This window comes from Streptomyces sp. NPDC001222, from assembly GCF_042896945.1.
Classification (GTDB): Bacteria; Actinomycetota; Actinomycetes; order Streptomycetales; family Streptomycetaceae; genus Streptomyces; species Streptomyces gibsoniae.
In genome coordinates this window covers 141,054-152,744 of record NZ_JBIAXT010000010.1, presented here as the reverse complement: position 1 = coordinate 152,744, position 11,691 = coordinate 141,054, and the positions used below count along the sequence as shown (strand labels likewise).

Genomic DNA, 11,691 nt, shown 5'->3' with positions numbered 1-11,691 from the left:
AGAGCGCAGAGTCGGGCGTGTCCGTCTGATCGACAGCACGCTCGAAGGGATGACTCATGGCACTCTCCCGTTCGGCACGCTTGGGAGCCCTCGCCGTCTCGGCGGTCTCCTTCCTCGTCATCGCGGCCTCCCCCGCCCCCTCGGCCGGGGCCGCCGGCATCGGCGACTCCTACTTCCCGCAGCTCGGCAACGGTGGCTTCGACGCCCGCCACTACGCCCTCGACGTGGCGTACGACCCGGCCGGCGGTCGTCTCGACGGCCGTACGACGATCACGGCCCGGGCCACCCAGAGCCTCACGTCCTTCGATCTGGATCTGCAGAAGCTCCAGGTGACGCGGATCGAGGTGAACGGCAGACGGACCGCGTTCACGCGCGACGGCGACGAGATCCGGATCACTCCGCGCGGCGTCCTTCCCCGGGGCAGGAACTTCACGGTCACCGTCACCTACGGCGGGGTCCCCGAGCCGCTCGGCGGCCCCATCGTCTTCGGCTCCCGGTACGGCTGGATGAAGACGGCCGACGGCGTCTTCGTCGCGTGCGAGCCCAACGCCGCCTCCACCTGGTTCCCCTCCAGCGACCACCCCTCCGACAAGGCCACCTACGACATCCGCGTCAAGGCGCCCAAGGGCCTGACCGCCGTGTCCAACGGCCGGCTGGTGTCGACGTACGACAAGGGCGACAAGACGATCACCCACTGGCGGGAGTCGCGGCCGATGGCCACCTACCTGGCCACGGCGACCATCGGCAAGTTCGATGTGCGCACCGGGAAGACGCCGTCGGGCATCCCGATCTACGTCGCCATCGACCCCGCGCTCGCGAACAGCAACACCGTCGACGTGTACGCGGTCACCGCCGAGGCGACCGACTACTGGTCCAAGGTCTTCGGCCCGTACCCCTTCGAGGAGACCGGCGCGATCGTGGACGACATGCCCGAGGCCGGCTTCTCGCTGGAGGTCCAGTCCAAGCCCGCGTACTCGGCCGTGCGCTCCGAGTCGACGATCGTGCACGAGCTGGCCCACCAGTGGTTCGGCGACTCGGTCTCCGTGGAGCGCTGGAAGGACATCTGGCTCAACGAGGGCTTCGCGACCTACGCCCAGTGGCTGTGGGCGGAGCACAAGGGCACCGGCACCGCGCACGACCAGTTCCTCGCGGCGTACAACGGCCGCCCGGCCGACAACCCGTTCTGGAAGATCAGGGTGGCCGACCCGCAGCGCGACACCATGTTCGCCTCCGCGGTCTACCAGCGCGGCGCGATGGCCCTCCAGGCCCTGCGCGAGCGCATCGGTGACACCGCGTTCTTCAGGCTCCTGCCCGCCTGGACGAAGCTCCACCGCTACGGCAACGCGAACACCGCCGACTTCATCCGGCTCGCGGAGAAGATCTCCGGGCAGCAGCTGGACGACCTGTTCCAGGAGTGGATCTACAGCACCGAGCGTCCGGTCTTGTAACGTCGGCGTTCCGGAGTCCTTGCCTTGCTTTGCAAGGTGCATTCACCCGGGTGGGTGAGAATGTAAAGGTGCTCCAGCAATTGTTCAGTCCCTCCGTCCAGCACACCCTGGATCTCGTCGGCATCTTCGTCTTCGCGATCTCCGGTGCGCTCCTGGCCGTGCGCAAGAACTTCGACGTGTTCGGCATCGCCGTGCTCGCCGAGGTCACGGCGCTGGGCGGAGGGCTGTTCCGCGATGTGATCATCGGTGCCACACCGCCCGCCGCGTTCACGGATCTCGGGTACTTCCTGACCCCGCTGCTCGCCGCGCTCCTGGTCTTCTTCCTCCACCCGCAGGTGGAGCGGATCCAGACGGCCGTGAACGTCTTCGACGCGGCCGGCCTCGGCCTCTTCTGCGTCGCGGGGACGACCAAGGCCTACGACTACGGGCTGGGCCTCACCGCGAGCGCGGCCCTCGGCCTCGCCACCGCGGTGGGCGGCGGAGTCCTGCGTGACGTCCTCGCCAACGAGGTGCCCTCACTGCTGCGCTGGGACCGCGACCTCTACGCGGTCCCGGCGATCGTCGGCTCCACCATGGTCGTGCTCTGCATCCGCTACGACACGCTGACCCCGCTGACGACCGGGCTCGCGGTCGTCACCGCTTTCGTACTACGCCTTTTGGCGATGCGCTTCCACTGGCGAGCGCCGCGCGCTTGGAACCGTCGGTCAACGGTTGCCGAGGAGTAGTCCCCGCGGTGTCCTTCCCGCTCATCTGCTGGGTGAGCCAGGTGAAGACGTACGGGATCTGCGGCCGCCACAGGGCCATGCTGTGCCCGCCCGCGCTGCGCGGGATCAGCACCGCGCGCACCACGGTCGGAGGCTTGGCGATCTGCTCCAGCGCGGCCGCCGCCTGATAGCCGTCACCGAGCTGACCGGACAGGTAGAGGGAGATGTGCGGCGGGGTGTGCCGGCCCTTCAGCAGGAAGTAGGGGTTGTTCGCGTGGCGCAGCGCTTTGCTGCGCGCGGCCAGTGACTTGCGCTCGCCGATCGGGTCGTTGTAGCCGGACAGGCTGATCGCGGCCCGGTAGCGGTCGGGGTGCGCGGTCGCGAGCTTCGCGGCGCAGTGCGCGCCCGCCGAGTAGCCGGCCGCCGCCCAGCCGTTCGGCGCGGACTGGGCGCGGAAGTTGTCCATCACCATCTTCGGCACGTCGATGCTGAGCCAGGTGTCGGCGTTCACGACGCCGGGGATGTTCGCGCAGCCCGTGTCGACCTTGGCGATGAGGTTGGTGCGCGGCGCCACCAGGATGAAGGGCGCCACCTGCCCGGTGCGCATCAGCGGCAGCAGTTGCTCGTGCGCCTTGAGGGAGCCGAACCAGGCCTTCGCCGAGCCCGGGTAGCCGGAGAGCAGCTCCACGACGGGGAACTTCTTGTTCTTGTACGCGGGGTCGTTGTACTGCGGCGGCAGCCAGACGTAGACCTCGGCCTCGACGCCCGACACCTGGCCCTTGAGCTGGGTGACGCTCACACCGCCGGCCGCGCGCATGCCCGGCCCCTCGGCCGGGGTGAACGTCTGGTGGATCTTGGGAAGGGCCTTGATCTGGATCCCGCCGGTGCCGTCCTTGCCGAGGTCGGCGGCCTGGCGCACGTGGTTGCCGGTGCCGAGCAGGTCGGACCAGTTGTCGTAGAGGCTGTTCGCGTTGTTCACCAGCACGAACACCAGGGTGACCGCGGTGACCTGGGCGAACAGCAGCATCACCACCCGGGCGGCCTGGCGCAGCAGCAGGGGGCCGCGGATCCGGGACCACAGGAACAGAGGCAGGATGAGGGCGATCGCCACTAGGACGATCGACGTGAAGAGGAACGGCGTCCCGGTCAGGCTCATCGGCGTGGCGGCTCTTCCTGTGAACGGGATGGTCTGGCTGTACGTCTTCTGAGAGGGAAACGAGGGCCCCTCGGTCACGGACGAGTGCGGACACTTACCGAGAAATTGCCAAAACCTCACCTAGGAATGGCTGGATCCGTATGGATGTTCCTCAGGGTGTCACGAGTTTGAAACACTACAAAGCTACCGCTTAGTAATTTCTCATTGTACTGTTCAGGCATGCCAGAAGCAGCAACCGCACAGGCCGTGACGGCCACGATCGGTGACAGCGAGTTCGACCGCGACACCGCGGTCACCCTCCGGGAACCCGGCGTCTACGACATCGACCTCTCCGCCGGCTGGACGATCATCAGCGCCGTCAACGGCGGCTATCTGCTGGCCGTCCTCGGCCGCGCCCTCGCGGACGCCCTGCCGCATCCGGACCCGTTCACCGTCTCCGCCCACTACCTCACCGCCTCCCAGCCGGGACCCGCGGTGATCCGCACGGACGTCGTACGCACCGGCCGCACCCTCTCCACCGGCCAGGCGTCCCTCTTCCAGTACGACGACGAGGGCCGCGAGGTCGAACGCATCCGCGTACTCGCCTCGTACGGCGACCTGGACTCCCTGCCCGACGATGTGCGTACGAGCGCGCAGCCGCCCGCCTTCCCGCCCATGGACCAGTGCTTCGGCTCGGGGGACGGCCCGGCGCCCGTCTCCGGCAGCTCGGCGATCACCGAGCGGCTGATGCTCAAACTGGACCCCGCCACTCTGGGCTGGGCCCTGGGCGCGCCCACCGGGAAGGGTGAGATGCGCGCGTGGTTCGGGCTCGCCGACGGCCGCGACGCGGACCCGCTGTCGCTGCTCCTCGCGGTGGACGCGCTGCCGCCCACCGCCTTCGAGATGGGCATCTCCGGCTGGGTGCCCACCGTCGAGCTGACCGTGCATGTGCGCTTCCGACCGGCGCCGGGCCCGCTCCGGGTCTCGATCACCACGCGCAACCTCGCCGGCGGCTTCCTGGAGGAGGACGCCGAGGTCTGGGACAGCCAGGACCGCCTGGTCGCACAGTCCCGTCAGCTGGCTCGGGTCAGGCTGGGCTGAGCCCGCCCATGCGTCGGACCGCGCCCCGGTGGGGGCGCGGTCCGAAACGTGTACCGGCCTGGTCGCGCGGTCAGCCGACCGCCGGCGGCCGGCGGCCGAGCCAGGCCGCCAGTCGTTCGTAGGCGTCGGCGCCCTCGGGAGCCGGACGCGCCGAGCCGAAGGGGACGTCGTCGCCGCGCTCCGGCTCCGGCAGGACCACCCGGGCGACGGCGAGCGCGAACTCGGCCACATCCGGATCGAGTTCGAGCGGCCGGCCGAGGGCCTCCCACAGGTCCCAGGTGTGCGTGACCGCCTCCATCACATACCCCGACAGCGCGTTGCGCCCCGGCGTCTCGCCCCACGGCACCCGCACCATCGCGTCCAGCCGGGCGTCGTCCGCCCAGGCGCGCCGGACCTCGCCGCCGGCCGCGTCGTACGCCTCGGGCCAGCCGTCGTCCGCGACGCCGTCCACGAACGGGCGCACGGCCAGCCCGTCGCCGCCCGCGCCGATCACGGCGATCCGGCGCGTGCCGCCGACGATGTGCGACAGCAGGGTCCGCACGTCGAACTCGGTGCACGGTGTGGCACCGGAGAGCTGCTCCGGCCGTACGGTCCTGACCAGCGCGGCGATCTGCTCGGCGGCACGGGCGTACACGGGACGGGGGTCGGTGTTCATGACGGTCCTCTCGGTGGGTCGGTGCCCCGAGGTTCCCCGTAATACCTGACAGTTGCCGTCAACATTTGCGAACGGTCCTTCGCCGCCGCGATGCTGGGCCGGTGAAGTCGGACCGCCTGCTGTCGATACTTCTGTTGTTGCAGACCCGCGGACGCGTCCCGGCCCGCGAACTCGCCGAACGGCTGGAGGTGTCGGTGCGCACCATCTACCGCGACGTCGACGCCCTGTCCGCATCCGGGGTGCCGGTGTACGCCGAGCGGGGACGCCACGGCGGCATCGAACTGCTCACCGGATTCCGTACGGACGTCACGGGACTGACCGCCGACGAGTCACGCGCCCTGTTCGTCCTGGCCGCACAGGGCGCGCACGCCGCACTCGGTCTGGACGCGGCCCTCGGCTCCGCGCTGCGCAAGGTGATGGCGGCGCTGCCCGCGCCGCACCGGCCGGCCGCCGAGGCCACCAGTCGCCGTGTCCTCGTCGACGCGACGCGCTGGAAGGGCGGTCCGCAGGCCACCGTGGACCTGGACACCCTGCAGGACGCGGTGTTCAGCGACCGCCGGCTGCTGCTGCGCTACCGGCACAGCGGGGACACCGAGGCGCGCACCTACACCGTCGATCCCTATGGGCTCGTCTCGAAGGCGGGCGTCTGGTACCTGGTCGCCGACCGGCGCGGCAGCCCGCAGCTCTTCCGCGTGGACCGGGTGCGTGCGGCGACCGTGCTGGCGGATCCCGTCCGGCGGCGCCCGGGGGTCGAACTCGCCGACGCCTGGGAGGTGCTGCGGCGGCAGGTGGAGGACCGGCCGGACGGTATCGAGGTGACGGTCCGGGTGCGCCGCGAACACCTCGACATGTTCCGGCGCCTGACCGCCTCCACGCTGACGGCCCCGCCGGAGGAGGAGGGCGACGGCGCCTGGGTGACCGCCCGGCTGTCGTACGGCGTCCTGCGGGAGGTGCGCGGGCTCCTGCTGTTCGCCGACCGGGTCGAGGTGCTGGCGCCGCCGCAGGCGCGCGCCGAACTGGCGCGGGCGGCGGCCTCCGTCACGGAGCTGTACCGGCAGGGCGAGTGAGCGCCGCGGCGCCCCGGCGGGTGGTCCGTCGGCAGCGGGGGCGGTCCGCTACGACTTCCAGTGATGGCGGCCGAGGCTGATCAGCCGCAGCCGCTGGGCCGCCGATCTGGCGACCCGGTCCCGCTCGTCGGCGGGGCCCTCCATCGCCTCCAGGAACTGGTTGGCCGTCGCCAGCATCTGGTCGACATACAGACCGGCGAGCATCAGCAGGTCCTCCTCGCTCCACCCCGCGGACTCGGGGTGTCCGGCCAGCGCGACCTGCACCTCCTCGGCGAAGCGCGCCAGTTGGCGCCGGATCGCCTCCCGCACCGGCTGCACACCGCCGTGCCGTTCCCGCGCGATGAACCGTACGTGCGCCGGATACGCGTCGACGTGGTGGGCGATCAGGTCGACGGCGCGCGCGATCCGTTCCTCGCTGTCGCCGGCCGCGGCGACGGTGGAGTCGATCATCGGGTGAAGGCTGCCGAGGGCCGCCTCGACCAGCTCCACGCCGAGATCCGCCGTCGACCGGAAGTGCCGGTAGAAGGCGGTGGGCGCGACACCCACCGCACGGGTGACCTCGCGCAGCCCGAGACTGCTCAGGCTCTGTTCCTCCAGCAGGCCTAGCGCCGCGTCCAGAAGGGCCTGGCGGGTCTTCTGCTTCTGGGCCTGCCGGAGGCCGAGGGTGTGACTCATGCCATGCAGTTAACAACTGTTCGCTGGAATTGCAAAGCCGTCGGGCACGTTAGACTAAGAAGTCAGTGAACGGTTGTAACCACAGTCGTTCACCGAACCGTAACGAGAGGCCTCTTGGAGGGGATCTCACCATGCTGTTCCTCGTCGCCGCGCTTCTGCTGCTGGGGACCGTCCTCGGCACCGTGGCCCATGCCCCGCTGCCCGTCACCCTTGTGGCCGCGACCGGCATCGCCGTCTGGCTCGTGATCTTCGCGATCCGCGAGCGGCACGGCCGTCGGCGGCACCCATCGGCCCACTGATCGCCGTACGCCATCCGACCGTCGGGAGATGACCGCACCATGAACCTCACCGCGACACGCAACGAGAGCACCACTCCGGCCGACGACAGCACCACGACCCGCGCCGACCGGAGCACCACGGCTCCGGAGAGCCGCACCGGCACCCGCGACGCCGAGGGCATGGCCGTGGCGTCCTTCATCCTGGGCCTCCTCGGCCTGCTGGTCCTCAACGTCTTCCTCGGCCCCGTCGCCATCGCCCTGGCCGCCGTCGCCCTGTGGCGCGGCACACAGCGCCGGGGACGCGCCTATCTCGGCCTCGGCCTCGGCATCGCGGACCTGGTGGTCCTGGTGGCCCTGATGCAGATGGACCACACGGTGTCCTGGAGCATCTAGGCGCGGCGCGGCCCGGTGGCCGGAAGACCCGGCCGCACCCCGCGCGGGCAAGGGCCGCGCCCCGCCCGCAGAACCACCGGCCATAGAATTGGCCCACCATGGCTTACCTCGACCACGCCGCGACCACTCCGATGCTCCCCGAGGCGGCAGAGGCACTGACCGCCCAGATGGCCGTCACCGGCAACGCCTCCTCGCTGCACACATCCGGCCGCCGCGCCAGGCGCACCGTCGAAGAGGCCCGCGAGACCCTCGCGGAGGCGCTCGGCGCCCGCCCCAGCGAGGTCGTCTTCACCTCCGGCGGCACCGAGGCCGACAATCTCGCCGTGAAGGGCCTGTACTGGGCCCGCCGCGCTGCCGACCCGGCCCGCACCCGGGTCCTGTCCAGCCTCGTCGAACACCACGCGGTCCTCGACGCGGTCGACTGGCTCGGCGAACACGAGGGCGCCACGGTCGAGTACCTGCCCGTCGACTCCTACGGCCGGGTCCGGCCCGAGGATCTGCGCGAGGCCATAGCCCGCAATCCCGACGACGTCGCCCTCGCCACGGTCATGTGGGCCAACAACGAGATCGGCACGGTCATGCCGATCCGCGAACTGGCCGACGTGGCCGCCGAGTTCGGCGTCCCGCTGCACTCCGACGCGGTCCAGGCCTTCGGCCAGGTCCCGGTCGACTTCGAGGCGTCCGGCCTCGCCGCCATGACGGTGTCCGGCCACAAGATCGGCGGCCCCTACGGCATCGGCGCGCTCGTCCTCGGCCGCGAGTACAGCCCCGTGCCCGTGCTGCACGGCGGCGGCCAGGAGCGCCATGTGCGCTCCGGCACCCTCGACGTGCCGGCCATCGCCTCCTTCGCGGTCGCCGGACGGCTCGCCGCAGAGCAGCGCGAGTGGTTCGCCCGGGAGATCGGCGCGCTGCGCGACTCCCTGATCACCGCGGTCCGTACGGCGGTCCCGGACGCCCTCCTGGGCGGGGACCCGGTGCACCGGCTCCCGGGCAACGCCCACTTCAGCTTCCCCGGTTGCGAGGGCGACTCGCTGCTCCTGCTGCTGGACGCACAGGGCATCGAGTGCTCCACGGGCTCGGCCTGCACCGCGGGGGTGGCCCAGCCGAGCCATGTGCTGCTCGCCACCGGCGCCGACCCGGACCTCGCCCGCGGCACGCTCCGCTTCTCCCTCGGCCACACCTCCACGGAGGCGGACGTGGAGGCGGTCGCGAAGGCGATCGGCCCGGCGGTGGAGCGGGCGCGCTGCGCGGGACTGACCTGAGCCCGCCCCAGCCGGCCCACGGGCCCGGCGCACGGCGGCGGATACTGGCGCGCCGGGCGCGCCGGGCGCCCCGTACTCTTGAAGGGTTATGACTGACACCCCGCAGCGCCCTCTCCGCGTCCTCGCCGCGATGTCCGGCGGAGTCGACTCCGCCGTCGCCGCCGCCCGCGCCGCCGAAGCGGGCCACGACGTGACCGGCGTCCATCTCGCGCTGTCCGCGAACCCGCAGTCGTTCCGCACCGGTGCGCGCGGCTGTTGCACCATCGAGGACTCGCGCGACGCCCGCCGTGCCGCGGACGTCATCGGCATCCCCTTCTACGTCTGGGACCTCGCCGAGCGGTTCCGCGAGGACGTCGTCGAGGACTTCATCGCCGAGTACGAGGCGGGCCGCACCCCCAACCCGTGTCTGCGCTGCAACGAGAAGATCAAGTTCGCGGCGCTGCTCGACAAGGCGCTCGCGCTCGGCTTCGACGCCGTCTGCACCGGCCACTACGCCAAGGTCGTCATGCTCGACGACGGCACGCGCGAGCTGCACCGCGCCTCCGACATGGCCAAGGACCAGTCGTACGTCCTCGGCGTGCTCGACGAGAAGCAACTGGCCCACGCGATGTTCCCGCTCGGCGACACGGTCACCACCAAGGACGAGATCCGCGCGGAGGCCGAGCGCCGGGGCCTCGCGGTCGCCAAGAAGCCCGACTCGCACGACATCTGCTTCATCGCGGACGGCGACACCCAGGGCTTCCTGGCCCAGCGGCTCGGCAAGGCCGAGGGCGACATCGTCGACGAGTCCGGCACCACCATCGGCACCCACGAGGGCGCGTACGGCTTCACGATCGGACAGCGCAAGGGCCTCAGGATCGGCACCCCGGCGGCCGACGGCAAGCCGCGCTACGTCCTCGACATCTCGCCGGTCGACAACACCGTGACGGTGGGCCCGGCGTCCTCCCTGGACGTCGACGCGCTGACCGCCGTCAAGCCCCGCTGGTGCGGAACCGCCCCGGCCGGCCCCGGCACCTACACGGCCCAGCTCCGCGCCCACGGCGGCGAGACGGAGGTGACGGCGGAGCTGGTCGACGGCGAACTGCGGGTGCGCTTCACCGAGCCGGTCCGCGGCGTGGCCCCCGGCCAGGCGATCGTCCTGTACGACGGCACGCGCGTGGTCGGCTCGGCGACGATCGCGTCGACGACCCGCACGACGCCCGCGGTGGCGTGAGGCCCGGGAGGACGACGTTCTTCGGGGGCTAGCTCCCGAAGAACTCCGCCAGCACCGGGGCGAGCACCTGGGGCTCCACCATGTGGTCCTGGTCCCGCAGGGTGCGGTACGTGCCCCGGGGGACCGCCTGGGCGACGGCCTCGGCCGCCCTGCGGAGCCACTCGGGGCTGGCGCCGCCCGCGACGGCCAGCACGGGGACGGTGACCGACGCGAGCCGCTCCCGGGGCACCAGCCCGTCGCCCATCACGGCGTCGTCGTAGGCGAGGGTCGGCGCGAGCGCCTCCATGTCGGCCCACATCGGGGACCGGCGGGCGTTGGCGATCATCTCCGGGGCCAGTCCGGTGAGACCGAGGAACAACTCCACCGCGTCCCCGCGCCGTCCCTGACCGAGCGCCTCACCTAGACGCGCGGTGTACTCCGCGCGTTCCGGCTGTCCGCCCCCGTAGTCGGCGAACGGCGGCTCGTAGACGGCGACGCCGCGCACCGGCAGCCCGCTCGCCGCCGCCTCGAGAGCCAGCGCGCCGCCGGACGAGATGCCGTAGAGCCACGCCTCGCCGCCCGCCGCCTCGATGAGCGCCGCGAGATCCTCGACCTCGCGGGCCACCGCGTACGGCTCCGTGTCACCGCTCCCACCACGGCCCCGGCGGTCGTACACGATCACACTGAAGCGGTCCGGGAGATGCGCGCCCAGAGGCGCCACGGTGGCGCCCGTGGACATCGCGCCGCTCACCAGGACGACCGCCGGGCCCTGTCCGGTGCGTTCGTACGCGATGCGCGTGCCGTCGCGTGAGGTGGTCTGCTTGTCCATGTCTGTGAGACTGCCGCAGGGCGGCGGCCTCAGTCGCTCACGACACCTCCACTTCGTAGAAGCAGAGGTGGTCCTTGATGGCCGCGACCTCCGGCTTGGGGTCGGGGTACGCCCACACGAGGTTCTCCGCGTCCGGCAGCGACCAGTACGACGCGGTGCCCTTGAAGGGGCACTCGGTGTGGGTCTCGGAGGGGGTCAGCAGGTCCGTGCGGACATCCTCGGCGGGAATGTAGTACCGCACGGGACAGCCGGTCTCCCGCAGCACCAGGGCGCGGTCGCTGTCCGCCAGGACCTGTCCGTCGTGCACCACGCGCACATGCTTGTCGCCCTGCTCGATGGTGATCGTGTGTCCGTTGCTCATATTGGAAAAGCACGTGCGGGACCGCGGTTCTTCCCGCGTACGGTGTTCGGCATGAACATCTGTGTCTTCCTCTCCGCCGCCGACCTCGCCGACCGCTACACCCGCCCCGCGCGCCAGTTCGCGGAGCTGCTCGGCAAGGGCGGTCACACCCTGGTGTGGGGCGGCTCCGACGTCGGCCTCATGAAGGTGGTCGCCGACGGGGTGCAGGAGGCGGGCGGCCGGCTCGTGGGCGTCTCCGTCCGGTTCCTGGCCGCCAAGGCGCGGACGGGCACCGACGAGATGGTGGTCGCCGAGGACCTGGCCGAGCGCAAGAGGCTGCTCCTGGAGAAGTCCGACGCGGTCGTGATCATGGTGGGCGGGACCGGGACGCTCGACGAGGCGACCGAGATCCTGGAGCTGAAGAAGCACGGGCACACCGACAAGCCGGTGGTCCTGCTGAACACGGCCGGCTTCTACGACGGCCTGAAGGAGCAGTTCCGGCGGATGGAGGACGAGGGCTTTCTGCCGCGCCCGCTCTCGGAGCTGGTGTTCTTCGCCGAGGAACCGGTGGGGGCGCTCGCGTACCTGGAGGAGTCGCTCGGGATCCGCTAG

General features: G+C 71.3%; 14 protein-coding genes. 9 read left to right on the top strand and 5 right to left on the bottom strand.

Annotated features, from left to right (window positions below; genetic code table 11):
• The first annotated feature begins 56 nt into the window (after positions 1 to 56).
• On the top strand, positions 57 to 1,448 hold the full coding sequence (locus tag ACFY2Z_RS16550) for a M1 family metallopeptidase (protein WP_390744859.1): 1,392 nt from the start codon (positions 57 to 59) through the stop codon (positions 1,446 to 1,448).
• A gap of 68 nt (positions 1,449 to 1,516) precedes the next feature.
• Positions 1,517 to 2,173 (top strand): trimeric intracellular cation channel family protein, encoded by a 657-nt coding sequence (locus tag ACFY2Z_RS16545; protein ID WP_390744914.1) that lies wholly within the window; start codon positions 1,517 to 1,519, stop codon positions 2,171 to 2,173.
• Here the strand turns inward: ACFY2Z_RS16545 and ACFY2Z_RS16540 are convergent.
• Positions 2,082 to 3,308: an alpha/beta hydrolase gene (locus ACFY2Z_RS16540; protein ID WP_390744858.1), complete on the bottom strand. Its 1,227-nt coding sequence runs from the start codon at positions 3,306 to 3,308 to the stop codon at positions 2,082 to 2,084. The two genes, ACFY2Z_RS16545 and ACFY2Z_RS16540, sit on opposite strands and share 92 nt — an antisense overlap.
• 219 nt (positions 3,309 to 3,527) lie before the next feature.
• Between ACFY2Z_RS16540 and ACFY2Z_RS16535 the strand changes: the two genes are divergently transcribed.
• Positions 3,528 to 4,388, top strand: a complete 861-nt coding sequence (locus ACFY2Z_RS16535; protein WP_390744857.1) for a thioesterase family protein — start codon at positions 3,528 to 3,530, stop codon at positions 4,386 to 4,388.
• 70 nt (positions 4,389 to 4,458) lie between these two features.
• On the opposite strand, the gene ACFY2Z_RS16530 is transcribed toward ACFY2Z_RS16535, so the two are convergent.
• Complete coding sequence (locus ACFY2Z_RS16530) at positions 4,459 to 5,043, bottom strand: TIGR03086 family metal-binding protein (protein ID WP_390744856.1); 585 nt, start codon at positions 5,041 to 5,043, stop codon at positions 4,459 to 4,461.
• 101 nt (positions 5,044 to 5,144) lie between these two features.
• Between ACFY2Z_RS16530 and ACFY2Z_RS16525 the strand changes: the two genes are divergently transcribed.
• Entirely contained in the window at positions 5,145 to 6,110 is a 966-nt protein-coding gene (locus ACFY2Z_RS16525; protein WP_390744855.1) for a helix-turn-helix transcriptional regulator, read from the top strand.
• 48 nt (positions 6,111 to 6,158) lie between these two features.
• Here the strand turns inward: ACFY2Z_RS16525 and ACFY2Z_RS16520 are convergent, their stop codons facing one another.
• Positions 6,159 to 6,785 (bottom strand): TetR family transcriptional regulator, encoded by a 627-nt coding sequence (locus ACFY2Z_RS16520; RefSeq protein WP_390744854.1) that lies wholly within the window; start codon positions 6,783 to 6,785, stop codon positions 6,159 to 6,161.
• A 131-nt stretch (positions 6,786 to 6,916) separates the two neighbouring features.
• Between ACFY2Z_RS16520 and ACFY2Z_RS16515 the strand changes: the two genes are divergently transcribed.
• The 4 genes from ACFY2Z_RS16515 to mnmA all read left to right on the top strand — a co-directional run bounded on the left by ACFY2Z_RS16515 (position 6,917) and on the right by mnmA (position 9,931).
• The gene (locus ACFY2Z_RS16515; RefSeq protein WP_390744853.1) at positions 6,917 to 7,084 is read left to right on the top strand and encodes a hypothetical protein; all 168 of its coding nucleotides are present in this window, start codon (positions 6,917 to 6,919) and stop codon (positions 7,082 to 7,084) included.
• A 39-nt stretch (positions 7,085 to 7,123) separates the two neighbouring features.
• Entirely contained in the window at positions 7,124 to 7,456 is a 333-nt protein-coding gene (locus ACFY2Z_RS16510; protein WP_390744852.1) for a DUF4190 domain-containing protein, read from the top strand.
• A 98-nt stretch (positions 7,457 to 7,554) separates the two neighbouring features.
• Positions 7,555 to 8,718, top strand: coding sequence for a cysteine desulfurase family protein (locus tag ACFY2Z_RS16505; protein ID WP_390744851.1), 1,164 nt, complete (start codon positions 7,555 to 7,557; stop codon positions 8,716 to 8,718).
• An 88-nt stretch (positions 8,719 to 8,806) separates the two neighbouring features.
• Positions 8,807 to 9,931 carry a tRNA 2-thiouridine(34) synthase MnmA gene (gene mnmA / locus ACFY2Z_RS16500; protein ID WP_390744850.1) on the top strand — a complete coding sequence of 375 codons (1,125 nt, stop codon included), beginning with the start codon at positions 8,807 to 8,809 and terminating at the stop codon, positions 9,929 to 9,931.
• Between the two features lie 28 nt (positions 9,932 to 9,959).
• Here mnmA and ACFY2Z_RS16495 read toward each other — a convergent pair whose 3' ends face one another.
• A complete protein-coding gene (locus ACFY2Z_RS16495; protein ID WP_390744849.1) occupies positions 9,960 to 10,739 on the bottom strand; it encodes an alpha/beta fold hydrolase in 780 nt (259 codons plus the stop codon).
• A 37-nt stretch (positions 10,740 to 10,776) separates the two neighbouring features.
• The gene (locus ACFY2Z_RS16490) at positions 10,777 to 11,100 is read right to left on the bottom strand and encodes a DUF427 domain-containing protein (RefSeq protein WP_390744848.1); all 324 of its coding nucleotides are present in this window, start codon (positions 11,098 to 11,100) and stop codon (positions 10,777 to 10,779) included.
• A gap of 51 nt (positions 11,101 to 11,151) precedes the next feature.
• On the opposite strand from ACFY2Z_RS16490, the gene ACFY2Z_RS16485 reads away from it, so the two are divergent.
• Positions 11,152 to 11,691, top strand: coding sequence for a TIGR00730 family Rossman fold protein (locus ACFY2Z_RS16485; RefSeq protein WP_390744847.1), 540 nt, complete (start codon positions 11,152 to 11,154; stop codon positions 11,689 to 11,691).

Coding starts and splice junctions, on each gene's coding strand:
- ACFY2Z_RS16520 (WP_390744854.1), bottom strand. CDS start 6,785: ATGAGTCACACCCTCGGCCTCCGGCAGGCCCAGAAGCAGAAGACCCGC.
- ACFY2Z_RS16485 (WP_390744847.1), top strand. CDS start 11,152: ATGAACATCTGTGTCTTCCTCTCCGCCGCCGACCTCGCCGACCGCTAC.
- ACFY2Z_RS16510 (WP_390744852.1), top strand. CDS start 7,124: ATGAACCTCACCGCGACACGCAACGAGAGCACCACTCCGGCCGACGAC.
- ACFY2Z_RS16530 (WP_390744856.1), bottom strand. CDS start 5,043: ATGAACACCGACCCCCGTCCCGTGTACGCCCGTGCCGCCGAGCAGATC.
- ACFY2Z_RS16495 (WP_390744849.1), bottom strand. CDS start 10,739: ATGGACAAGCAGACCACCTCACGCGACGGCACGCGCATCGCGTACGAA.
- mnmA (WP_390744850.1), top strand. CDS start 8,807: ATGACTGACACCCCGCAGCGCCCTCTCCGCGTCCTCGCCGCGATGTCC.
- ACFY2Z_RS16550 (WP_390744859.1), top strand. CDS start 57: ATGGCACTCTCCCGTTCGGCACGCTTGGGAGCCCTCGCCGTCTCGGCG.
- ACFY2Z_RS16490 (WP_390744848.1), bottom strand. CDS start 11,100: ATGAGCAACGGACACACGATCACCATCGAGCAGGGCGACAAGCATGTG.
- ACFY2Z_RS16505 (WP_390744851.1), top strand. CDS start 7,555: ATGGCTTACCTCGACCACGCCGCGACCACTCCGATGCTCCCCGAGGCG.
- ACFY2Z_RS16515 (WP_390744853.1), top strand. CDS start 6,917: ATGCTGTTCCTCGTCGCCGCGCTTCTGCTGCTGGGGACCGTCCTCGGC.
- ACFY2Z_RS16535 (WP_390744857.1), top strand. CDS start 3,528: ATGCCAGAAGCAGCAACCGCACAGGCCGTGACGGCCACGATCGGTGAC.
- ACFY2Z_RS16540 (WP_390744858.1), bottom strand. CDS start 3,308: ATGAGCCTGACCGGGACGCCGTTCCTCTTCACGTCGATCGTCCTAGTG.